The 23,087-nt window shown below is 57.4% G+C and carries 20 protein-coding genes; 15 read left to right on the top strand and 5 right to left on the bottom strand.

The window, feature by feature from the left end; translation table 11 throughout:
• Positions 1 to 3 precede the first annotated feature (3 nt).
• Positions 4 to 789 (bottom strand): DUF4261 domain-containing protein, encoded by a 786-nt coding sequence (locus LG376_RS10430; RefSeq protein ID WP_225747064.1) that lies wholly within the window; start codon positions 787 to 789, stop codon positions 4 to 6.
• 57 nt (positions 790 to 846) lie between these two features.
• Between LG376_RS10430 and gatB the strand changes: the two genes are divergently transcribed.
• The 4 genes from gatB (at position 847) to LG376_RS10410 (ending at position 6,256) form a co-directional block, all read left to right on the top strand.
• Complete coding sequence (gene gatB, locus LG376_RS10425) at positions 847 to 2,352, top strand: Asp-tRNA(Asn)/Glu-tRNA(Gln) amidotransferase subunit GatB (RefSeq protein ID WP_198492920.1); 1,506 nt, start codon at positions 847 to 849, stop codon at positions 2,350 to 2,352.
• A 135-nt stretch (positions 2,353 to 2,487) separates the two neighbouring features.
• On the top strand, positions 2,488 to 3,540 hold the full coding sequence (locus LG376_RS10420; protein ID WP_225747063.1) for an NAD(P)-dependent alcohol dehydrogenase: 1,053 nt from the start codon (positions 2,488 to 2,490) through the stop codon (positions 3,538 to 3,540).
• Positions 3,541 to 3,741: 201 nt separating this feature from the next.
• Positions 3,742 to 5,169: a hypothetical protein gene (locus LG376_RS10415; protein WP_225747062.1), complete on the top strand. Its 1,428-nt coding sequence runs from the start codon at positions 3,742 to 3,744 to the stop codon at positions 5,167 to 5,169.
• A gap of 16 nt (positions 5,170 to 5,185) precedes the next feature.
• Complete coding sequence (locus tag LG376_RS10410) at positions 5,186 to 6,256, top strand: aldo/keto reductase (RefSeq protein ID WP_225747061.1); 1,071 nt, start codon at positions 5,186 to 5,188, stop codon at positions 6,254 to 6,256.
• A 19-nt stretch (positions 6,257 to 6,275) separates the two neighbouring features.
• Here LG376_RS10410 and LG376_RS10405 read toward each other — a convergent pair whose 3' ends face one another.
• Positions 6,276 to 6,968 (bottom strand): LysE/ArgO family amino acid transporter, encoded by a 693-nt coding sequence (locus LG376_RS10405; protein WP_225747060.1) that lies wholly within the window; start codon positions 6,966 to 6,968, stop codon positions 6,276 to 6,278.
• A gap of 70 nt (positions 6,969 to 7,038) precedes the next feature.
• On the opposite strand from LG376_RS10405, the gene LG376_RS10400 reads away from it, so the two are divergent.
• From LG376_RS10400 to LG376_RS10385, 4 genes are all read left to right on the top strand, one after another.
• Positions 7,039 to 7,911, top strand: coding sequence for a LysR family transcriptional regulator ArgP (locus LG376_RS10400; protein ID WP_225747059.1), 873 nt, complete (start codon positions 7,039 to 7,041; stop codon positions 7,909 to 7,911).
• A 69-nt stretch (positions 7,912 to 7,980) separates the two neighbouring features.
• Positions 7,981 to 8,931, top strand: a complete 951-nt coding sequence (locus tag LG376_RS10395) for a DoxX family protein (RefSeq protein ID WP_225747058.1) — start codon at positions 7,981 to 7,983, stop codon at positions 8,929 to 8,931.
• An 11-nt stretch (positions 8,932 to 8,942) separates the two neighbouring features.
• Positions 8,943 to 9,521 carry a hypothetical protein gene (locus tag LG376_RS10390; protein WP_225747057.1) on the top strand — a complete coding sequence of 193 codons (579 nt, stop codon included), beginning with the start codon at positions 8,943 to 8,945 and terminating at the stop codon, positions 9,519 to 9,521.
• A complete protein-coding gene (locus tag LG376_RS10385; protein WP_225747056.1) occupies positions 9,514 to 9,828 on the top strand; it encodes a transcriptional regulator in 315 nt (104 codons plus the stop codon). Before LG376_RS10390 ends, LG376_RS10385 begins: the two co-directional genes overlap by 8 nt.
• On the opposite strand, the gene LG376_RS10380 is transcribed toward LG376_RS10385, so the two are convergent.
• The 3 genes from LG376_RS10380 to LG376_RS10370 form a co-directional block, all read right to left on the bottom strand.
• On the bottom strand, positions 9,803 to 11,077 hold the full coding sequence (locus tag LG376_RS10380) for a glycosyltransferase family 87 protein (RefSeq protein WP_225747055.1): 1,275 nt from the start codon (positions 11,075 to 11,077) through the stop codon (positions 9,803 to 9,805). The two genes, LG376_RS10385 and LG376_RS10380, sit on opposite strands and share 26 nt — an antisense overlap.
• A gap of 80 nt (positions 11,078 to 11,157) precedes the next feature.
• Positions 11,158 to 13,011: a dihydroxy-acid dehydratase gene (gene ilvD, locus LG376_RS10375; RefSeq protein ID WP_225747054.1), complete on the bottom strand. Its 1,854-nt coding sequence runs from the start codon at positions 13,009 to 13,011 to the stop codon at positions 11,158 to 11,160.
• 52 nt (positions 13,012 to 13,063) lie between these two features.
• The gene (locus tag LG376_RS10370; RefSeq protein WP_225747053.1) at positions 13,064 to 13,606 is read right to left on the bottom strand and encodes a PH domain-containing protein; all 543 of its coding nucleotides are present in this window, start codon (positions 13,604 to 13,606) and stop codon (positions 13,064 to 13,066) included.
• Between the two features lie 307 nt (positions 13,607 to 13,913).
• Between LG376_RS10370 and LG376_RS10365 the strand changes: the two genes are divergently transcribed.
• The 7 genes from LG376_RS10365 (at position 13,914) to LG376_RS10335 (ending at position 22,984) form a co-directional block, all read left to right on the top strand.
• The gene (locus LG376_RS10365; RefSeq protein ID WP_225747052.1) at positions 13,914 to 15,764 is read left to right on the top strand and encodes an acetolactate synthase large subunit; all 1,851 of its coding nucleotides are present in this window, start codon (positions 13,914 to 13,916) and stop codon (positions 15,762 to 15,764) included.
• 2 nt (positions 15,765 to 15,766) lie between these two features.
• The gene (gene ilvN, locus LG376_RS10360; RefSeq protein WP_225747051.1) at positions 15,767 to 16,285 is read left to right on the top strand and encodes an acetolactate synthase small subunit; all 519 of its coding nucleotides are present in this window, start codon (positions 15,767 to 15,769) and stop codon (positions 16,283 to 16,285) included.
• A gap of 99 nt (positions 16,286 to 16,384) precedes the next feature.
• Positions 16,385 to 17,398, top strand: coding sequence for a ketol-acid reductoisomerase (gene ilvC, locus LG376_RS10355; RefSeq protein ID WP_005327729.1), 1,014 nt, complete (start codon positions 16,385 to 16,387; stop codon positions 17,396 to 17,398).
• Between the two features lie 112 nt (positions 17,399 to 17,510).
• Positions 17,511 to 19,301, top strand: a complete 1,791-nt coding sequence (locus LG376_RS10350; RefSeq protein WP_225747050.1) for a DUF262 domain-containing protein — start codon at positions 17,511 to 17,513, stop codon at positions 19,299 to 19,301.
• Positions 19,249 to 20,196 (top strand): hypothetical protein, encoded by a 948-nt coding sequence (locus LG376_RS10345; protein ID WP_225747049.1) that lies wholly within the window; start codon positions 19,249 to 19,251, stop codon positions 20,194 to 20,196. The genes LG376_RS10350 and LG376_RS10345 overlap by 53 nt, the downstream gene beginning before the upstream one ends.
• Before the next feature lie 64 nt (positions 20,197 to 20,260).
• Entirely contained in the window at positions 20,261 to 21,847 is a 1,587-nt protein-coding gene (serA, locus tag LG376_RS10340; RefSeq protein WP_225747048.1) for a phosphoglycerate dehydrogenase, read from the top strand.
• 117 nt (positions 21,848 to 21,964) lie between these two features.
• The gene (locus LG376_RS10335) at positions 21,965 to 22,984 is read left to right on the top strand and encodes a 3-isopropylmalate dehydrogenase (RefSeq protein WP_225747047.1); all 1,020 of its coding nucleotides are present in this window, start codon (positions 21,965 to 21,967) and stop codon (positions 22,982 to 22,984) included.
• The last annotated feature ends 103 nt before the right edge of the window (positions 22,985 to 23,087 follow it).

Genomic DNA, 23,087 nt, shown 5'->3' with positions numbered 1-23,087 from the left:
CTGCTAAAAATTAATCGTGACCGCAGGGTAGGACTCGTCTACATACCAGGGCTCTTTTTGCACGGTGAGTGGGGGCTGGCCCTGCTCGAAAGATAGGGTGTCGCCGTCTTTGACGGTGGCGCCTTGCAGAACATGGTCTGCGATATTGGCCAGCTTGTAATAGAGATCGGTGGGATCCATGGATTCGGTGGCGGCCTGGACTTCCGGGTGTCCGGCTTGGACCAGCCCAACGGTATAACCCAAGATTTTGTTTTCTTTTTGGGTAAGCCGCACCGGAGCGATGTGCATTGGGGCAAGGTTATCCCGAACGGCCTCGAGGAAAGTATTCGGCGCGATAGAAACGTTGCCGCGCGGGTTATGGACTATCAGGCAGTCAGGGTGCTCGGCTACCACCGCAGTGGCCTTGGAGAGTAGCTCAAGGTGATCGCGGCGGGCCTCGCGGAATTGCTTCGCGCGATCATGTTCGGTCTCACGGGGAAGCACGGATACGAGGATTTGTGCGGTGGCGGAATCGAGGCCGCGGGCATCCGCGCTCAAAATGGGGTGGAGGCCATAGCTATCGCGGGTAGGTGGGGTATCGACGGCTTGGTAGTGCAATAAGAAGGAATCATCAAGCTCGACCATGATGCTTCCTGGATTCTTACCCGGTGTGATTTCTCCCAGGCGATCGCCAAAAGTGGTGGTCAGGCGTTCGCTTACCTCCTCAGGGGTAGGGGCAGTGCGGAAGACTGCGATGTTGATCAATGGGGCATCGATAAGCGCGGCATCAACGCTATGTGGTGTAGTCATAATATTCAGCTTAGGGGCGTGAGCGCGCGGGCGCATGGACGTATTAAGATGGCACGCATGACTGCTGCGATGTATGACCTGATGGACTTCGATGAGGTCCTAGAAAAGTTCGAACCGGTAATGGGCATGGAAGTCCACGTAGAGCTGGATACGGAAACCAAGATGTTTTCTACCTCTCCTACGAACTTCAACGCAGCGCCTAATTCCAACGTTGACCCGGTATCCCTGGGCCTTCCCGGTGCGCTGCCGGTAGTTAACTCCAAGGGCGTGGAGGGTGCCATCAAGATTGGGCTTGCGCTTAATTGCTCCATTGCGGAGTCCTCACGCTTTGCCCGCAAAAATTACTTTTACCCGGACCAGCCGAAGAATTACCAGATTTCCCAGTACGACGAGCCGATTGCCTATGACGGCTACCTGGACGTTGTGCTGGAGGACGGCACCGAGTGGCGCGTAGAAATCGAGCGTGCCCACATGGAGGAAGACACCGGCAAGTTGACCCACCTCGGTGGTGCGGACGGTCGTATTCACGGCGCCACGGCGTCCCTGGTGGACTGTAACCGTGCGGGTATTCCTCTCATTGAGATTGTTACCAAGCCGATCATTGGCGCCGGTGAGCGCGCGCCCGAGGTGGCTAAGGCCTACGTTTCCGCCCTGCGCGAGCTCGTTGCAGCATTGGGCGTTTCCGACGCCCGCATGGACCAAGGCTCTATGCGTGTGGACTCCAACCTATCCCTGCGCCCGGTGGGCCAAGAAGAGTTTGGTACCCGTACCGAAACCAAGAACATTAACTCCCTGCGTTCCGTGGAGCAGGCGGTTCGCTTCGAGATGCAGCGCCAGGCGCAGGTGCTCGAAGATGGCGGCACCATTGACCAGGAAACCCGCCATTATCAAGAGGCCGATGGCACCACCTCCAAAGGGCGTCCGAAGGAAACCGCGGAAGACTACCGTTACTTCAATGATCCGGACCTGCCGCCGGTCATCGCCCCGCGCGAGTGGGTAGAAGAGCTGCGCCAGACCCTTCCGGAGCTGCCATGGGTTCGCCGTGCGCGCATCCAGGAAGAGTGGGGCATCAAGGATGAGGAGATGCGCGACCTAGTTAATGCCGGTGCCCTCGACCTCATCGTGGATACCGTCGAGGCCGGTGCGAAGCCAGACGAGGCACGCTCCTGGTGGGTTTCCTACCTAGCCGGCAAGGCCAACGAGCAGGATACCGATCTTGCTGGTTTGTCCATTACTCCGCAGCACGTGGCGCGCGTTATCGCACTCGTCAACGAAGGCAAGCTGACCACCAAGCTCGCGCGCAAGGCCGTCGATGGTGTGTTGGCGGGCGAGGGTGACGTCGACGAAGTCGTCGAAAAGCGTGGTTTGGAGGTCGTGCGCGATGACGGCGCCATCGAGAAGGCCGTAGATGACGCGCTGGCCGCCAACCCGGACATTGTGGAAAAGTACCGTGCCGGCAATAAGAAGGTAACCGGTGCCATCGTGGGTGCAGTCATGAAGGCCACGCAGGGCAAGGCCGATCCGGGCCAGGTCAATAAGCTTATCGCAGAGAAGCTGAACTAAGACGCCCAAAGAACCAGCCGCGCTTTCCCTCCTCAACCAGAGGGGCGTGGCTGGTTTTTAGTTTTCCTCCCCTGCCGGAAATGGTGATTACTTTCGTTAGGCGAGGTCAGTGGGGTTACGCGTAGGGTCGTGGGCATGACAATTAAGAGCAAAGTATTGCAAAAGGAAAGCCCTGAAGCACCATTCAAAGTCGTAGAAATCGAGCGCCGCGATCCGCGCGAAGACGATGTGGTCATTGATATCAAGGCTGCAGGTATTTGCCACTCCGATATTCACACCATCCGCAACGAGTGGGGTCAGGCGCACTTCCCACTGACAGTGGGCCATGAGATCGCCGGCGTTGTGGAAGCTGTGGGTGATAAGGTCACCAAGTTCAAAGTGGGCGACCGCGTGGGCGTGGGCTGCCTGGTGAACTCTTGTGGCGAGTGCGAACAGTGCCGCAACGGCCAAGAGCAGAACTGCCTGAATGGCAACGTGGGCACCTATAACTCCGAAGACGTAGACGGGACCATTACTCAAGGCGGCTATGCCCAGAAGGTAGTAGTCAACGAAGGCTTCGTGTGCACCATTCCAGAGGGTATTGACTTTGACGTCGCAGCCCCGCTACTGTGCGCCGGAATCACCACCTATTCGCCGCTGGCTCGCTGGCAAGTTAAAGAAGGCGACAAGGTTGCCGTAGTAGGCCTAGGCGGCTTGGGCCACATGGGTGTGCAGATCGCTGCGGCAAAGGGCGCGGAAGTAACCGTGATTTCCCGCTCCCTGCGCAAGGAAAAGGAAGCCTATGAGCTGGGTGCAAAGCATATTCTGGCCACCGGTGAAGAGGAAGACTTCTTTGCCAACCACCGCGGCGAATTCGACGTCATCTTGTCCACCATATCTGCCCGGTACTCCCTCGATGACTATCTGCAGCTACTGAAGCCGCGCGGCATCATGTCCGTTGTCGGACTTCCGCCGGAGGAGCTGGGGATCCATATGAGCAGCCTCGTCGGCGGCGGCAAGGTGCTTACAGGTAATAATATCGGCGGCATTGCAGAGACCCAGGAGATGCTGGACTTCTGTGCCGAGCACGGTATCGGCGCCGTTATTGAAAAGATCGGCGTCAACGATGTTGATGACGCCTATGAGCGCGTAGTGCAAGGCGATGTAAAGTTCCGCTTCGTGATTGATACCGCGACCTTTGACGACTAAAGCGTTAGGTTGAATTCGCGGAACGTCAGAATGTGATTTAGCACAACATCGGTATGCGCCAGTAGGTGTTTAACGGGTCACTTACGTACCATTCCTTAAGGAACGCATATCGGTGTTGCGTAGCCCACGTGCTGGGGAGTGGGGGACAGGGGCCGCGCGCACCAGTATGCGAAAGATATTCGCTACAAAAGTTAGGCAACCGTGTCTTCTAAAAACATTATCGCCATTGCCATGTCCTTCGTGGGCTTGTTGGTCGGCGCCGGCTTTGCCACGGGCCAAGAGGTGGTGCAGTACTTCACCGCCTTTGGTTCTTGGGGCATTCCTGGCCTCATCATCGCCGCACTCGTCATGACCCTTGCCGGTACCGTGTTCTTGCAGTTGGGCAGTTACTTCCACGCTTCTGAACACAACACCGTTTTCCGCAATGTCACCCACCCGATCGTCTCCAAGTTGCTGGACATCGCGGTCATCATCACCCTCTTTGCTATTGGCTTTGTGATGTTGGCCGGCGCGGGTTCCAATATGGAGCAGCAGTTTGGCTGGAAGACGTGGATCGGCTCCACACTCATGCTGGTCTTGGTGCTTGTCGTGGGCATGCTCGACGTGGACAAGGTATCCAAGGTTATCGGTGCTGTAACACCGACCATCATCATTGCGGTCATTGGTGTAGCCATCTACACCGGCCTTAATATGCCGGATGACATCGGCGCCGCTATGGACGCCTCCAGCCAGATCGACACCCCGATTGGTAACTGGCTCATTTCCGCACTCAACTACAACGGCCTTGCCCTGATGCTCGCCGTGTCCATGTCCCTGGTTATCGGCGGCGACAATATCAGCCCACGCGAGGCCGGTTGGGGCGGCGTTGTAGGCGGCGTCATCTACTCCATCATGATGGGCCTTGCCGGATTCTCCTTGCTGATGAACTCGGACAAGGCACAAGGCTCCGATATTCCGATGCTGTCTCTGGTAGATAGCGTTAACCCGACGCTCGGCTCTATCATGGCGGTCATCATCTACTTGATGATCTTCAATACTGCTATCGGCATGTTCTACGCTTTGGGCAAGCGCCTGTCTGCCGGTCATGAGAAGCGTTTCCCGGTTATCTTCGTTATTGGCTGCTTGGCTGGTTTCGCCGTGTCCTTCGCCGGCTTCAAGACCCTGATGAACTACATTTACCCAATTATTGGCTACATGGGCATCTTGATGGTGGCCATTTTGGTCTTTGCTTGGTTCCGCAGCCAGTCGCAGATCCAGGATGAGGCTGTGCGCCGTGAGCGTGTACGTGCCCTCATGCACCTGAAGCTGCACCCAGACAAGGATTACGACGCCGACCGCTACGACGATGAAATTGGCCAGCACATCGAGGACTCCAATATGGACAATGAGGCCCTCTACGATGAGCTGGTCGAGGAAGTCACCGAGGAGCTCGATGGTGACGACGACGTGGACTTTGACAAGGAAAAGTACGAAGAAAAGCGCCACGATTACTCCTACTACACCGAGCGTGATGCGGTAGAAACTGACCGCACCCCGGAAGAAATTGAAAAGTGGGTCGAAGAAACCGGCGCATCCGGCGACCCTGAAGAAGATGAGGAGCTGCCAAAGGCTGACAATTCCAAGAATTAAGCGGACAATGGGGGCCATGAGTATCTATGCACCCCCATCTGACCGTTATGATTCGATGGAGTACCGCCGAGTAGGCAACTCTGGGCTGAAGCTGCCGGCCATTTCCCTTGGCCTATGGCAGAACTTCGGCGACGACCGTCCCCTGGCCACGCAGCGCGAAATCCTGCGCGCGGCGTATGACCGGGGGATTACTCATTTCGATTTGGCCAATAACTATGGCCCTGAACCAGGCGCCGCGGAGGACAACTTCGGCAGCATCTTCGCCCGCGATTTCCGCCCCTTCCGCGATGAAATGATCATTTCTTCCAAGGCGGGTTGGGTAATGAATGATTCACCCTACGGTTTCGGTGGCTCCCGCAAGTACCTGGTGAGCTCCTTGGACGCTTCCCTGAAGCGTATGGGCTTGGACTATGTGGACATCTTCTACCACCACCGTCCGGACCCGGATACCCCGCTGGAGGAGACCCTGTATGCACTGCGCGATATCGTAGCCTCCGGCAAGGCCCTGTATGTGGGCATTTCCTCTTATGGTCCGGAGCTCACCGCAGAGGCCGTGGAGTTTATGGAAGATGAAGGCTGCCCGTTGCTGATCCATCAGCCGAGCTATTCCATTTTGAACCGCTGGATTGAGCGCCCAGGCGAAGACGGTGAGTCGCTGCTTGACGTTACGGCGCGCAGCGGCCTGGGCGTTATCGGCTTCGGCCCGTTGGCACAGGGCATGCTGACGGACCGCTATATCGACGGCATCCCTGCAGATTCGCGAGCGGCGAAGAATAAGACCCTGGAAAAGGACTGGCTCAATGAGGAAAACCTTTCCATGATCTGCTCGCTCAACGATATTGCAGGCGAGCGCGGTCAGTCGCTGGCCCAGATGGCCATTTCGTGGGTGCTGCGTGACCAGGGGGATCGCACGCTTACCTCGGCGCTGTTGGGTGCTTCTTCTGTGGAGCAGATCGAGCACAACCTGGGCGCGTTGGACAAGCTTGACTTCAGTGCGGAGGAGCTGGCTGCGATTGACGACGCCGCCCATGACGCCGGCATCAACCGCTGGGCAGGCGCCACCGCCTCGCGCGTTCGCGGCAACTAGGTGCGGTGGCGCTCGTTCCCTAGAGCAGGAGCAACTTGAGCGTTAGGCCAATCATGATGACGCCGATGCCGAAGTTGATCCAGCGCCACACTGTAGGCCGGGACAACACGTGGGAAAAGCGCGCGGCACCAAAGCCGATGAAGGGGAACCAAGTGAAGCTGGCGCAGATTGCACCCACGGCGAAAAGCCAGCGCCCCGATTCACCATATTGATTAGCAATGCTGCCGAGCATGACCACTACGTCCACGTAGGCGCCTGGGTTAAGCCACGTTAAGGCCAGGGCGGTCAATAGAGGCTTAACCCACGAAGGGGCGCGCTTGATCTCGACGCGAGTTGCGGTCTTGGTCGTGCTGCGTGCCTGAGAGCCATCGAAGGAAGCGACTTCCTGCGGAGATTTCGGCTCTGTCGATTCCACCTCGATGGCCTCGCCTTTGGTCTTGACCGCATCGCGGAAGCAGGTAAAGGTGAAATACACCAGGTAAGCGGCGCCAACATATTTCAGAACCTGCAGGGCGTTGGGGAATTTTTCTACCAAGTAGCCCACGCCGGCCGTGCCGGCGGTAATCAGGATGACGTCGGAAAGCGCGCAGACGGCAATGATGAGGCCAATGTGGTCGCGGCGGATGCCGTACTTGAGCAGCATGGCATTTTGCGGGCCAACGGCCACGATGAGCGATAATCCCAGGAAGAAACCAGCAAGCACGATGGACATGCCTTCCAGTGTGAATTCCCGGCCTAAATTAGTCCAGTTAATGAATCTACAGCTGGTTTAGAATAGCTTCATGAACCCGGTGCACTTAGAAACATTGCTCGCCATCGTGGACGAAGGCAGCTTCGATGTCGCCGCTGCTGTACTCGGCATATCGCCGTCTGCAGTAAGCCAACGAATTAAGGCCCTAGAATCGAGCACCGGTCGCGTACTCCTTCGCCGGGCTACCCCGGTAACCGCCACGGAAGCGGGGGAGATCCTGGTTCAATCCGCACGCCGCATGGCGTTGGTGCAGGAGGAGACGGATGCCCGCCTAGGCCACCGCTTGGCCCGGGTCCCGCTCTCTGTCGCGGTGAACTCGGATTCTCTAGCGACATGGTTCCGCAGGGTCCTTAGCGATACCGCGCGGCGGGGTGATGTCGCCCTGCGCATCCGGATTGAGGATGAGGCCCGTACCTTAGCCATGCTGCGGCGTGGAGATGTGCTTGGCGCAGTGACGAGGGAGGCCACACCGGTCTCAGGGTGTGAGTCTAGCTTTTTGGGTACGATGCGTTACTTCCCAGTCGCGGCGCCGCATATTGCAGAAAGCTTTCATAGTGGCCGCTTGACCTGGGAAACCATGCCGCTGGTGGGATATGGGCCTAACGACCAGGTTTTGGACGATGCGATGCGGGAGCGCTTCATTGATTCGTCCGTGGTGCGTGCCCGGGTGTCACAGATCCCTTCGTCCGAGGGCTACCTCGAGGCCGTTCGCGTTGGCCTGGGGTGGGGTTTGCTGCCCCAAGCCCAAGCACTGCCCCTATTAGCGGCAAAAGAGCTGGTGCTTCTCGACGACTCCCCGCTCGATATCGATCTTTACTGGCAGCGTTGGCGCTTGGAATCGGAGGTATTGGGTGAACTTACACGTTCGGTTATCGAAGCTGCGACCGATCTGGCGGCGACATAGTACGCATGCCCGCGCGGCGCGCCGTGGTGGGTACCACAAAAGTGCAGGCACGTGCCCTAAGTTGGAGCTATGAGCGATAAGCAGCAACCGGATAAAGCCACCCCGTTTGATGAGGATATGGACGTGCCTACCTACAACGCGAAGCCCGCTAGCAAGGATTCTGTCTCCGGCCAGGAGAAATCTAAGCCGGGCCTTTTCGAGCGTGCCGGCCGTGCTGAGCCGCAGGAGATCAAGCCTTCCCCGGCGCAGCAGGACCACCCGGAAACCGAGGTATTGTCCTATTCAAGCGCAAATGAAGCCGCACGACAGCAAAGTGGCGCCGGCGAGGAGACCGTAGCCTTCGTGCAGCCGGACTCCACCACGCCGGCTACCCCAGAGCGAGAAACGGCACTTGCTACTGCCGACGCCCCCGTGGACAGCACCCTCAGCACCGAAACCGCAGAGGAGCGCGAGGCACGCCTACAGGCGGAACAAGAAGAAAAGGAAGGCTATCAGCGCTATGGTCGCCGCGGCACCATCGACTTCGGCCTTCTATTCATCCGCTTGGCGCTGAGCGCTTACCTTATCGTCGCGGGAGCAAAGACCTTCTTCACGCTTGGCGATAGCGAGGGCCTGTCCGGCCTGGAAGGCGATTTTGCCAACTATGCCTGGGATACCGCACTGTCTATCGCGGTGCCGACCATGCAGCTTATCGCTGGTGTCTTCTTGCTGCTCGGCCTCATTACGCCGCTGGCGGCCATGATTGGTCTGGTAGTGACCGGCTTTACCGCCGTCCACGAGCTCGCCCAGACCGATGCCGGCCTGGATGTCTTTAGCTGGCCGGAATCCGTATGGCTTTCCTTGGTCCTCTTTGTCATCGCAGTAGGACTGCAGTTTACTGGCCCAGGCTTTATCTCCCTAGACTTCAAGCGCTCGTGGGCACGCCGCCCACTGGGTACTTCGTGGATCTTTGTTCTCATCGGCATTGCCATCCTCGCCGCACTCTGGTTCTTCGGTGCAGGGGTTAATCCGCTGAATTAGGCGCTAATAGGTTGTCCGTCGCAATAGCGGCGGATTTTCTTTTCCCCTTGCTTTCCGGGGTGGAAAGTATGATACTTTCTAAAGTGGAAAACAACGAAACGTCGAAGGTGAGAGGAACGAGGAACATGGACGAAAGTGTGCACGAGGCACTGTCCTTCAATGAGGAAGTGGAGAAGGGATCGACAAAACAGTCGAAAACGCTTCTCAATGCTTGCTTCTCTGTTTGTGTGGCTGGCGGTTATGTGGCCTTGAGTCAGTGGAGTGCGGATGTTTCAATTTGGATTCTTATTGCTGCCATTCTGATCATTGTAGGAGCGGTGGGCTGGATGGTTGCTAGCCGAAGGGATGTGCGCCCAAGCTACCGTCAGGATCCGTTGGAACAGCCGCAGGCGGACAAAAAGTATTACGCAGGTTTCTTTGTCCTACTCTGCCCCATCTTTTTAATTACATTTCTTGAAGGACATTTGATTGCGGCAGTGGTGGTTTTCACTTTCTGGGGAATTGCGGCATTTTGGGCGTTGCAGTCAGGGGCCATGGATCTGTCCACGCGAAATCACGAGAGTAATAAGCGGGCAAGCGACGATGAGTGAACTCGACCCAGTAATCCACCCGCTTAACCGGTTTAAAATTTGTGCGGTGCTCAACGCGGCTGGGGCAGTGGAAGGCGCCATCAACAAAGAGATGCGTTTTGCCGCAATTCGAGAGAAGGTGAATCAATCCGATGCCACGCTGTCGAAGCAGCTAAGCGCACTGGAAAAAGAGGGGTATATCAGTCGCTTTCGTGAGTATGGTTCCTCGCGTGGCAAGGACACGGTATGGGTGATGCTCACGGCTAAAGGTAAGGCCGCATTCGATTCGCACCTTGCAGCGCTTAAGACGCTAGCGGGGCAGGAGTAGCGGTACTCGTGTTCCGAGTAATGCGCCGGGAGGCATAGAACGCGGCTGCGTACAGTGCGACGGTCAGTATGGTTAGCCATACGAAGTCATCCACCCAGAACTTCTGGTAGCGCTCCATGGCGTGGACATCGACTTGATCGCCCCACCACCACTTAGGAGGGACGGTCAGCAGCATGGCTGCCCAGGCGATAAGGACGGTCAGGAGGCTGCCCGCAGCCCAACCTGACGGCAGCCAGGTCCAGGCGCGGTAGACAAAGACCGGGATGATGAGCGTGAGCCATACCCAGTGGTGCGACCAGGAAACAGGGGAGATGAGGAGGAGGGTGAGGGCGGTGACCAATTGGGCGTCGACAAGCAGATGCTCCTCGCACAGTCGCTTGATAAGCCACGCAGCAAAGGCAATAACCACAAGGGAAGCTGCGAGCCACGCAAGGTTGATGGTCAGTCCATTGGCGTCCATGGCTTCCGTAGAGGAATACATGCGCTGAATGGCTCCCTTGAGGGAACTATTGGACTGGTACTCGGTTGCGACGCCGAAGTCGCCGCCAGAGCCCATATCGAGCAATTTAGAGCTGAAGAACTCCACGAATGCGTCCCAGCGGAAGGCTGCGGCAAGGAGAGTGGCAGCGACCGCAGAGAGGAAAGCCGTGGCAATCTGCTTCCACTCCTTGCGCATGAGGAAGTAGAGCAGCATTGCCAGCGGGGTAATTTTGATAGCGGCGGCTAGGCCAATCAAGATACCTTGGGGCAAGAAGCGCTTGCGTGGAACCAGGTCGAGGATAACCAGCGTCATCACCACGATATTGATCTGCGCAAAACCATTGTTGAGGTCAACCGGCTCAAAGCGCAAGGCAATGGCCCAGGCAATGGCGGTAATGGGTAAGAGGAGCTCCGGCTTCTTCAGCACCGCCTTGAAGACAAAGTAGAGGCAGACGAGCAGGAGCAGATCGGACAGGACGACCATGATGTCGCCCGCCATATCGTGGTCAATGCCGTCAAAGGCCGTGAGCGGAACCATGACGAGCGCGCCAAAGGGTGGATAAATGAAGGGAAGTTCAATGTCCCCGGCTAACATGGGTTCGCTATAGACGGAGCGGTGCTCAAGGAAGGCCTTGACACCCTCGCGGTAGACCACCATGTCAATGGGAAAGTCCGTGATGCGAGTGTCTTGAATAACCTTCCAGGCGCCAAAAATGAGGCCCAGCAGAGCTAAGACATAACGAAAAAGTGGGGTGCGCGCGAGTTTCATCGCAGTACACTTTATGCGATCTGCAGGTAAACGGGTGCGCACCCCACCGGGGCTCACAGGGATTTAGCAGTTAATACTGGCTAATTCACATGGCCATCGACCACTCGCACCGCACCGCGATCGGCAGAGGTGGCCATGGCTGCATACGCACGCAGAGCCTTGGTGATGGGGCGGTTGCGGTTCACCGGAGTCCACGGTTGCTCGCGCTGTTCCTGGGCGGCTCTGCGGCGCTCCAGCACGTCCTCGTCCACATCGAGGGTGAGTTGGCGCTCGTGGATGTCGATGGTGATGGTGTCGCCATTTTCGATGAGCCCGATAAGGCCCTGGTGGGCCGCCTCGGGGGAGATGTGGCCGATGGAAAGGCCGGAGGTGCCGCCGGAAAAGCGGCCGTCGGTAATCAAGGCGCATGCCTTGCCTAAACCGGCGCCCTTGAGGAAGGAGGTTGGGTGGAGCATTTCCTGCATGCCAGGGCCGCCGGACGGGCCTTCATAGCGAATGACCACCACGTCGCCGGGTTGGACTTCCTTATTCAGGATTATCGATACGGCCTCCTCCTGGGATTCCACCACTCGGGCAGGTCCGGAGAAGGTCCACAGCTCTTCTTCAACGCCCGCTGCCTTCACAATGGCACCGTCTGGAGCCAGGTTTCCGCGCAGGACAACCAGGCCGCCGTCGGAAGAAAAGGCATGATCGGCGTCGTGAATGCAGCCATTAGCGGCGTCAGTATCGAGCTCGTCCCAGCGGTTGGATTGGGAAAATGGTTCGGTAGTGCGCACACCGCCCGGCGCGGCGTAGTACAGTTCGCGAGCCTCATCGGTGGCGTGCGGGTTGCGGATATCCCAGTCATCGAGCCACTGCTCGGCGTTGTCATATAGCGCCGTATGCACCTTCAAGTTCAAGTGCCCGGCGCGGCGAAGCTCTCCTAAGATAGCGGGGATACCGCCGGCCCGGTGGACATCCTCAATGTGGTAGGTGCCATTGGGTGCGACCTTGGACAGGCAGGGCACGCGGTAGGAGATGTCATTAATATCATCGAGGGTGAAATCCACCTCGCCCTCCTGTGCGGCTGCGAGCGTATGCAGGATGGTGTTGGTGGATCCGCCCATGGCCATGTCTAGCGCCATGGCGTTGGTGAAGGCTTCCTTGGTGGCGATATTGCGGGGGAGAACGGATTCGTCCTCCTCGCCGTAATAGCGGCGGCACATATCGACGATTGTGGAGCCAGCCTTTTCAAATAGGCTGCGGCGGGCCGTGTGGGTAGCCAGGGTGGTGCCGTTGCCAGGCAGTGCCAAGCCGAGTGCCTCGGTCAGGCAGTTCATGGAATTGGCGGTAAACATGCCAGAACAGGAGCCGCAGGTGGGGCAGGCGGATTCCTCTACCTGGGTTAAGTCTTCATCAGATACCGCGTCGTTGGCCGAGGCGGTAATGGCGGTGATGAGGTCGGTGGGGGCGTGGGCGACGCCATCAACCACGACGGCTTTGCCGGCCTCCATCGGTCCACCAGAGACGAAGATAGTGGGAATGTTCAGGCGCAGCGCCGCATTGAGCATGCCCGGGGTGATTTTATCGCAATTAGAGATACATACCAGGGCGTCGGCAGTGTGGGCATTGGCCATGTACTCGATGGAATCGGAGATGATTTCGCGCGAAGGCAGCGAGTAGAGCATGCCGCTGTGTCCCATGGCGATGCCATCATCGACGGCGATGGTATTGAATTCCTTGGGTACGCCGCCGGCCGCGCGCACGGCGTCGGCAACGATATCGCCAACGTTTTTAAGGTGTACGTGGCCGGGGACGAATTGGGTGTAGGAGTTGGCGATGGCGACGATCGGTTTGCCAAAGTCATTTTCCTTGGTGCCGGTGGCCCGCCAGAGGGCGCGGGCGCCAGAGGCTTGGCGGCCGACGGTAGTTACTTTTGAACGCAGCGGGAACATGGTTTTCAGTCACCATTCCTTCAAGGGATGTGGGAGAGTGTAGGCGGCGTATTTAGTTTTCGGCCGAAGGCTTGAGCTCGGGGTGGCGCTCGAGGTAGTCCTCATACTCTTCTTTGCTGAGGAGGACTTGTTGGCCGTCACGGTGGACAATGACCACCTTGTCATCTGCCGCTTCACGGCCCTGGGTAAGGGCATCAGGGATGCGGCCGCGGGAGGCCTCCGAAAGTCGCGGGAGCGAGTTAAAGGTAACGCCGGGCAAGCTGTGCTCCGCGCCGGCCGTGGTGCGAGCGAAGGCGCGGGCGCGTTGGAAGCCGACTCCGGCAAAATCGTCCCATGCGATCTGGATTTTTTTCCGGAATGCGTAAGAGATAGCGATTCCAGATTCGGAGACTCTGGTGCGGGATTTTATGACCCACCACAATCCGAGGATGGGGATAATGAACAGCCATGCGAGGTATTTGGGGGCCCATCCGATGCTCAGCAGAGCAATGGCGGACAGGATGAGGATGCCCAAGATATGGTCGCGGGATGGCTTGAAAACCTCTGCCTGGGTGGTGGACTGACGAGGTTTGTTGTCCTTAGGTGGTGGAGTCATAGTGTGCAAGCCTAATTCACTTAGGCGGGCAAGAGCGAACCTATTTTCAGGCGTGTCCCATCACGTGGGAATGTGATCCCAAAAGGGGGTAATCGGCACGTGCGCAATACCTATCAGTGTATAGTCATGTCCATGATCATTATTCGACTTCAGGTAGTACCAACGCGGTGGTGACCGCGACGACCGATGACGTCGACGCATTTCGCCCCCGCAGACAGACAAGACCGCGGGGGCTTTGTTCATATCTGGAGCCGGTGCCAATGATGATCAGGACCCGTAATAGACCATTCCAAGGAGCACATTAACCGTGGTTACGACAACTTCGCCCACGCCCGCTTCGGTGGCTGCAGCCTCACGCGCCCACGCTCCGGAGCGGATGAGTGGTGCCCACGCCATTGTCCGCACTCTCGAAGACTTGGGAACCGATCTCGTCTTCGGCATTCCAGGCGGTGCTGTGCTTCCTCTCTACGATGCTTTGCACACCTCGACCAAGCTGCGCCATGTGCTCACCCGCCATGAACAGGGTGCCGGTCACGCCGCCGAAGGCTACGCCCAAGCTTCCGGCAAGGTGGGCGTATGCATTGCCACCTCCGGGCCGGGTGCGACCAACTTAGTGACAGCGCTAGCCGACGCCAACCTGGACTCCGTTCCCATCGTTGCCATCACCGGCCAGGTGGGCAGCAATCTCTTGGGAACCGATGCCTTCCAAGAGGCCGATATCCGCGGCGTGACGATGCCGATTACCAAGCACAACTACATCGTGACGGAGCCGAGCCAGATTCCAGCTGCCATTGCAGCCGCATTCCATCTGGCTTCTACGGGCCGTCCGGGCCCGGTCTTGGTGGATATCCCAAAGGACGTGCAAAACGGTGAATTGGAATATTCCTTCCCGTCTACGTTTGATCTGCCTGGATATAAACCGACGACCAAGCCCCACCATCGCCAGATCGCGCAAGCGATTGAGCTCATTGTGCAGGCAGAAAAGCCAGTCATCTATGCCGGCGGTGGTGTCATCAAGGCGGAGGCGGCAAAGGAACTGCGCGAGTTTGCGGAATGTACCGGAATCCCCGTCGTGACTACGCTCATGGCTTTGGGGGCCTTTCCGGAATCTCATCCGCTGCATATGGGCATGCCGGGCATGCATGGCACCGTCCCTGCGGTTGCGGCCATGCAGCGAGCTGACCTGCTGATTACTATCGGTGCGCGATTTGATGATCGAGTAACCGGTGATACCACCACCTTTGCCCCTGAGGCTCAGGTAATTCATGCTGATATTGACCCGGCTGAGATTGGGAAAATCCGCGAGGTTGCCGTGCCAATCGTGGGTGATGCGCGCAAGGTATTGGCAGGCCTCTTAAAGGAGTACCGCAAGAACTCTGCGGTGAATTCTCCGGAAGTAGGCCCATGGCGGGACTACCTCGATGGGCTTAAGGAACGGTTCCCTCGTGGCTATGATCCCACTCCGGATGGGCAGCTCAATCCCCAATTTGTGTTGGAAAAGCTGAGTGAAACCGTCGGTCCTGAGGCTATCTACTGTGCCGGTGTGGGTCAGCACCAGATGTGGTCGGCACAGTTCATTAACTTTGAACACCCACGCTCCTGGATCAACTCCGGTGGTGCCGGAACTATGGGCTATGCCGTCCCGGCGGCCCTCGGTGCCAAGGCAGCATGCCCGGATAAGGAGGTGTGGGCGATTGACGGTGACGGTTGCTTCCAGATGACCAACCAGGAGCTCACCACTGCGGCATTGGAGGGCTTTCCGTTTAAGGTTGCTGTCATTAATAACGGCAACCTCGGCATGGTCCGTCAGTGGCAGACACTGTTCTTTAACGAGAACTATTCCAATACCAAGCTGCGAGAACGAGATGTCTATACCCCGGACTTTGTCCGCTTGGCAGAGGCGCTAGGATGCGAGGCCATCCGCGTCACCTGTGAGGAAGAAGTGGTGCCGGCCATTGAACGGGCCCGCGCAATCACTGACCGCCCGGTGGTCATTGACTTCATCGTTGGTGAGGATGCTCAAGTCTGGCCCATGATCGGCGGTGGGGCGTCTAACGAAGAAATTCAATATGCCCGCGGCTTGCGCCCGCTGTTTGATGAAAATGAATCGGCAGCAGAAACTCCTGCCGATATCGACGAGACTATCCAGGAGGTATAGGCATGGCCCCCAGTGACGTTTCCCGGCATACCCTGTCGGTCCTGGTAGAAGACGTAGAGGGAATTTTGTCGCGCGTGACCGGCATGTTTTCCCGGCGTGGGTACAGCATCATTTCGCTGGTTTCTGCCCAAACGGAAAATCCGGGGATTAACCGGCTGACCATCGTGGTCGATGCTTCCGAAAGGATTATGGAGCAAGTGACCAAGCAGCTCAACAAGATCGTGCCGGTCATCAAGGTGGTGGAGCTCGAAGCGGATTCGACCGTGGCGCGAGCCCTGATGCTGGTTAAGGTGGCTGCAAATAATGCCAACCGGCCGCAGGTGGTCGATGCCGTCAATATCTTCCGTGCCCGCGTGGTAGACGTGGCACAAGAATCAGTGGTGGTGGAGGCTACTGGCACCCCTGGAAAGCTAGCGGCGCTTCTCGACGTCCTGGAGCCATTCGGTGTGCTCGAGCTGGTGCAGTCTGGTGACGTGGCCTTGGGGCGTGGTCCCAAGGCGATGGCACCCCCGCGAAAATAAATCCCACTATATGGGCGCCTCGTCTCGCACAGTGGTATAGTGCTAGGTGGGACGTTAACTCATTGAACTTACAATCACTACAGAATTGAGGACTACGACATGGCTATTGAAACCTTCTACGACGATGATGCGGATCTGTCTATCATTCAGGGTCGCAAGGTAGCCGTTATTGGTTACGGCTCCCAGGGGCATGCACACTCGCAGAACCTGCGCGATTCCGGCGTCGAGGTTGTTATTGGTCTGCGTGAAGGCTCAAAGTCTGCGGCCAAGGCTGAGGAAGCAGGCTTTGCGGTCAAGACCGTTGCAGAGGCCGCCAAGTGGGCGGATGTAATCATGCTGTTGGCACCAGATACCTCTCAGAAGCAGATCTTTGAAGATGAAATTGCCCCCAACTTGGAAGACGGCAATGCGCTGCTGTTTGGGCACGGCTTGAATATCCACTTTAAGCTGATTGAACCGCAAGCCAATGTCACCGTTGGCATGGTTGCACCAAAGGGGCCTGGCCATCTGGTTCGCCGCCAGTTCGTTGATGGCAAGGGTGTTCCGTGTCTGATTGCGACCGAACAGGATCCTAAGGGCGAAGGCCACGATCTGACTCTGTCTTATGCCGCAGCCATCGGTGGTGCGCGTGCCGGCGTTATCCCGACGACCTTCGAAGCAGAGACGGTTACTGACCTCTTTGGTGAGCAGGCTGTCCTGTGTGGTGGCGTAGAGTTCCTGATTCGCACCGGCTTCGAGGTCCTGACTGAGGCTGGCTACGAGCCAGAAATGGCCTACTTTGAGGTGCTGCACGAGATGAAGCTCATCGTGGACCTGATGTTTGAGGGCGGCATCGCCAACATGAACTACTCGGTATCTGATACCGCCGAGTTTGGCGGCTACATTTCTGGCCCTCGCGTAATCGATGCCGATGCAAAGCAGCGCATGAAGGATATCTTGTCCGATATCCAGGACGGCACCTTCACCAAGCGCCTACTTGCCAATATTGAAGGCGGCAACAAGGAGCTGGAGAGTCTGCGTGAGGAATTTGCGCAGCACGAAATTGAAAAGACCGGCACCAAGCTGCGCGATTTGATGAGCTGGGTCAAGAACCCGCTGGATGCTACTGCCTAGGAATAAAAGGCGGCGTCTGTAGCGCACACCCACGGTGAACAGGCATGTTTACCGTGGGTTTTGCCTTATTTGTGTCAGGTAAAACTCCGGTGCGGGGAGTAGGATGAGGGCCATGGGTTTTACGACGCCAAGCTATGACCTCAAAGACCTCTTTGCACGAATTGATCGCGGGGATATCCAGTTACCTGACTTCCAGCGCAGCTATGCCTGGGATGAAGATCGTATTCGATCTCTTATTGTTTCCGTGCTGCGCGGCTATCCCATCGGCGCGCTCATGGCTCTTGACACCCGAAACGAAAAGATGCGCTTTCGTCCCCGTGCCCTTGCGGGCGCACCTGACACTGGCGTCGACCCCGGCTTGCTCCTTTTAGACGGGCAGCAGCGCCTGACCACCCTGTATCACTGCTTCAACGGCGAGGGCTTTGTAGATACCACTGACTTCCGCAAAAAGAAGATTCACCGCCGCTTCTTTATCGATATTCGCGCGGCCGTTCGCGGAGATCTAATGCCGGATGACGCCATCTTCGCGGTCAATCAAGACGGCAAGATTTGCTCGCACTTCGCACCGGCAATTGAGAGCGAAATCCTAACGCGCGAAGATGCGCTAGAGAATATGTGCATTCCCGTGGCCTCTCTGCTGAGTGAAGACGGCGTCGGCATGCTTTTTGAACTTGCGGCGAATAAGCAGGAATACAGCGCGGAACTGGCCGCCTTTAACAATCGCATCATTCGGCCATTGTCCGGCTATGACCTGCCAATGATTCGACTTTCCCGCGAGACGGAGCGAGCCGGCATCGGCTCGATTTTTGCCCAAGCGAACTCGGCCGGCCTGCAGATGGACGTATTCGATCTGCTTACTGCCGTTTTCGCCTCTGAGGACCCCAGCTTTCACTTGGCCGCTGATTGGCAAGAAGTGGAAAAGGATCTGCGTAAGTCCCCAGCTTTGGATGGAATTGGGCGCACCGAGTTTCTTTCCGCAGTATCGCTTCTGGTCTCCGGCGAAAAGGGCTGTGCCGGTGGCCAGCGCGAGGATATTTTGAAGTTGTCTTTGGCGGAGTACAAGTCGGCGGCCAACGATCTGCGCATTACTTTCCGCGAAGTCTCCGAGTTCCTCGCGCAGCGCTGCATCCTTAGCATGGACCAAGTTCCGTTTAATGAGCAGATCGTTCCCCTGGCAGTCATCATCGCCCGATTGGCTAAGCGCGGGGGAGCGCTGTCTACCCAGCAGTCGTGGGACCGCATCAACCAGTGGTTCTGGTGTGGTGTCTTTGGCGAGCTCTACGGTTCTTCTGCGGTGCAGCTGCGCGCTGCTCGCGACGTCGATGAGGTCACCGAATGGGTAGCCGGTGCTACGGATGAGGCTCCGAAAACTGTCACCGATGCCGCCTTCCGTGAATCTCGTCTGCTTTCCGTAGATGACAAAGACGGTGTCTGGCATGGCCTTTACGCCCTTCTCATGGCGCGCGGCGCGAAGGACTGGCGCACCGGAAAGGCCTTCAATCGCCATACGTTTGAAGAGCTGAAGCCAGGATTCTTCCCCGTGTTTCCTCTGAACTGGTGCAAGCGCCACGGAGTTGATCCCGTTTTGGCAGAGTCAGTCATGAACTACACCCCGATGGGCAAGCGTACCGAGGTGGTGCTCGACGGTTTCGCCCCTAACCGCTACCTTCCCCGCGTTCAGTCCAAGTCCATCATGGAAGATGTGCAATTTGATGAGGTGCTAGCATCTCACGAAATGAATCTGGATTATCTGCGCGCATCACAGCCGCGTGAATTCCTTGCGGATCGCCGCCATAGGTTCTTGGACATCGTGGAATATGCTTTAGGTAAACCCGTTATTCGTGATGTGGATGAAACAAACCTTTGTGGTGGAGAGGAAGGTCCGCAAGCTTTTGATCGCTAAATCTGTGCGCTTGGCAGCCACAGTGCTGGTTGCTGCACTAGCGCTATCAGCCTGTGGCACTTCGGTCACAGAATCCAGGCTGGTCAAACGTGGTTTGTCCGATTTGGACGAGTCTGAAATTGACCTCAACAAGGCCAAGGCGGAAAACCAAAACCGGCTCATTGATCCGAAATTTGATCAAAGGTTTGTCATTGTCGATGACACCATTGGGATTGAAGCCAGCCGCCTATTTTTTGAAGACTCGGATTCCCTGGTCCTTTTCGCAGGGGATGATAAATCAACCCTTCGAGCAGCGACTTTGGCGGTAAACCAGCATTTGCCGGCGGTAGAGTATGACGATGATAGGCGTTTGGAAATCCATAAGCTGCTCACGGACTTAGGGGTAAGTCGCTTGGTGGTCATTGGAGACGTGCCGTGGACGGAAACATCTGGGGACTTCAACGTGATCAAGGATCCGGGAACGCATAAAGCATTGGGGGAGTTCACGGCATTCCAGTACGGCTCCAAGGTGGTTGCTTCCCCAGAACAGATGGTGAAGGATATCGCGCGTTTGGATAAGACTCCCCAAGTGGAGCTGCGCCCTGCGTGGGTGCCGTATGAAGGCGAGGCGCGCACTGATGAGAAAAAGAAGAACCCCATACCAGCGCAGTCCCGCAGGGACGGCCAAATGGCGCCGAATATCGTCGCAACTAAAGATAGCCCCATTGCAAACGTCATTACGGCGGCGGCCTACGGTGGAAGGGTTTTGGTGATGCCGACTGCCGATCCGCTGCAGGATAAACACAGTATGGCCGCTGTTGCCGGCTTAGAGGATGGCGCCTTAGTGGCCCTGGGGCCGGAATTCGGTCGAGTGAAAGAATTTAAGGCAAAAATCAAGCAGGGCAACCCCGACTGAACTACACTTCCTTGACACGCGGACATCCCGCGTGCACCGCATTTCACTTAAGCGTAAGGAAGATATGTCGAAGCCGGTAGTTCTCATTGCCGATAAATTAGCTCAATCTACAGTTGCGGCCTTGGGGGATTCCGTTGAGGTTCGTTGGGTAGATGGACCGAACCGTGCGGAGCTCCTCGCCGCAGTTCCGGAAGCAGAGGCTTTGTTGGTGCGCTCTGCCACAACCGTTGATGCAGAGGTATTGGAAGCGGCCACAAAGCTCAAGATTGTGGGCCGTGCCGGGGTGGGACTGGACAATGTCGATATTCCGACGGCCACAGACAAGGGCGTTATGGTGGTCAATGCGCCAACATCGAATATTCACTCTGCGTGTGAACAGGCAATTGCCCTGCTCTTAGCGACGGCGCGCCAGATACCAGCGGCCGACCAGTCCCTGCGCGAAGGGGAGTGGAAGCGCTCTTCTTTCAAGGGCGTAGAGGTCTACGGAAAGACCATCGGCATTGTCGGCTTCGGACACATTGGCCAGCTCTTTGCCCAGCGTCTGAAGTCCTTTGAGACGACCATTGTCGCGCACGATCCCTATGCCAACCCGGCTCGCGCGGCGGCGCTGGGCGTGGAATTGGTTGAGCTGGAAGAACTGATGTCGCGTTCCGATTTCGTGACCATTCACCTGCCAAAGACTCCCGAGACTGCAGGAATGTTTGATAGAGAACTTTTGGCCAAGGCGAAGCGAGGACAGATTCTCATTAACGCAGCGCGAGGCGGTTTGGTAGACGAGGCGGCCCTGGCTGAGTCTATCGAGTCGGGACATCATCGAGGTGCGGGCTTTGACGTTTATTCCACGGAACCGTGCACTGATTCTCCGCTCTTTAAGCTGCCGCAAGTCACCGTGTCCCCGCACCTAGGCGCATCCACTGTAGAGGCCCAGGACCGCGCGGGAACAGATGTAGCGGAGTCGGTCTTGAAGGCTCTCGAAGGAGAGTTTGTGCCGGATGCTGTCAACGTCTCTGGCGGGACAGTGGGAGAAGAGGTTGCTGGTTGGTTGGACCTCGCCCGCAAGCTAGGACTTACTGCTGGCCGCCTTTTGGGTCAGGCCCCCGTTGCCGTTGAAGTGGAGGCCTGCGGCGAGTTGTCTACCGAAGACGTAGAAGTGCTAGGACTTTCTGCTGTCCGAGGCCTGTTTAGCGGCGTTACTTCGGAGCCGGTGACCTTTGTCAATGCAATGCAGATCGCAAATAGTCGCGGGGTAGAGGTGGAAGTAACTACTAATACGGAGTCCAAGGGGCACCGCTCTTCCCTGCAGGTAAAGGTTATCGGTGCCGATGGCGAGAGCTCCTCGCTCACCGGCGCACTTATCGGCATCGATGGAACCGAAAAGTTTATTCGCATCAACGGCCGCGGCGTAGATATGCGTGCTACCGGCCGCAACCTTTTCTTCCGCTACGCGGACGCCCCAGGTGCATTGGGGACGGTAGGAACCAAGTTGGGTGCTGCGGGAATCAACATCGTGGCAGCCGCTCTTACGCACGGTAAACAGGAATCTGATGCTGTGCTGATTCTGCGCGTGGAGGCCGAGGTGCCAGAGCATCTCATCGCCGACATTAATGCGGCCTTGGGAGCTGAATGCGAACAGCTGGACATGGAAGCATAAGGCTGCGGACTGCAACAGAGTCTCAACCCGCGTGGTGTTAGGTAATTTCCTGCGCCACGCGGGTTTCTTTTGGTAGGGTAAGTCCATATCCACTCTGTGAGAAAGGAATCCTACATAATGAAACTTGCGGTGATTGGCGGCGACGGAATTGGGCCAGAAGTGACGGCCGAGGCGCTCAAGGTGCTGCGAGCCGTTCGCTCCGATATCGAGACCACTGATTATGATCTCGGCGCGCGCCGTTATCTGCGCAATGGGGAGCTTCTCACGGACGCTGACTTGAAGAGTCTGCGCGAACACGATGCGATCCTGTTGGGGGCGATCGGCGCCCCAGGTGAGGTGCCACCAGGCGTGCTGGAGCGAGGGCTGTTGCTTAAGATGCGGTTTGCGCTGGATCATCACGTGAACCTGCGCCCGTCCAAGCTCTATTCCACCGCTTCCTCGCCGCTCGCTGAACCGGGCGATATCGATTTCGTTGTGGTGCGCGAAGGTACCGAGGGGTTGTACTGCGGAAACGGCGGTACCTTGCGAGAGGGAACTGAGCACGAGGTGGCCAGCGAGGTATCGCAAAATACTCGTTTCGGTGTGGAGCGTGTGGTGCGCGATGCGTTTGCGCGGGCAGCGCAGCGCCGCAAGCTTCTAACCTTGGTGCACAAGACTAATGTCTTGGTCAATGCTGGTGGGTTGTGGCAACGCACTGTTGATGAAGTCGCCGCCGAGTTTCCAGAGGTTCGTGTAGATTACCAGCATATTGATGCAGCGACCATTTATATGGTGACCGATCCGGCGCGCTATGACGTCATTGTCACCGATAACCTTTTTGGAGACATTCTCACCGATTTGGCGGGCGTGGTAACTGGCGGCATTGGCCTTGCTGCCTCCGGAAACATCGATGCCTCTGGCGCGAATCCCTCGATGTTTGAGCCGGTGCATGGTTCTGCGCCGGATATTGCGGGTAAGGGGATTGCGGACCCAACAGCGGCAATCTTGTCCGCCGCCATGCTGCTTCGCCACGTGGGAGATGAGTCCAACGCCCGGCGGATTGAGGATGCTGTGGCACAAGATGTTGCGCACCGCGGCGACGGGCCGGTAAAGACCGTCGAAGTCGGTGACCGAATCGCCCAGCTTCTCGTCGAATAGAGCGGGCTTCTTGCGCTGGGCGCTTGCCGACGCCCCAAGTGCCCAGCGTTTCCTGGCGTAGTCGGCACCGGGGTTAGTAACGGTGAGTAAAGGGCAAAGGAAA

This window comes from Corynebacterium sp. Marseille-P4611 (assembly GCF_916618765.1).
GTDB classification, from domain to species: Bacteria; Actinomycetota; Actinomycetes; order Mycobacteriales; family Mycobacteriaceae; genus Corynebacterium; species Corynebacterium marquesiae.
Note: the sequence above shows the minus strand (reverse complement) of the source record. Positions and strands in the feature narration are given on the sequence as shown.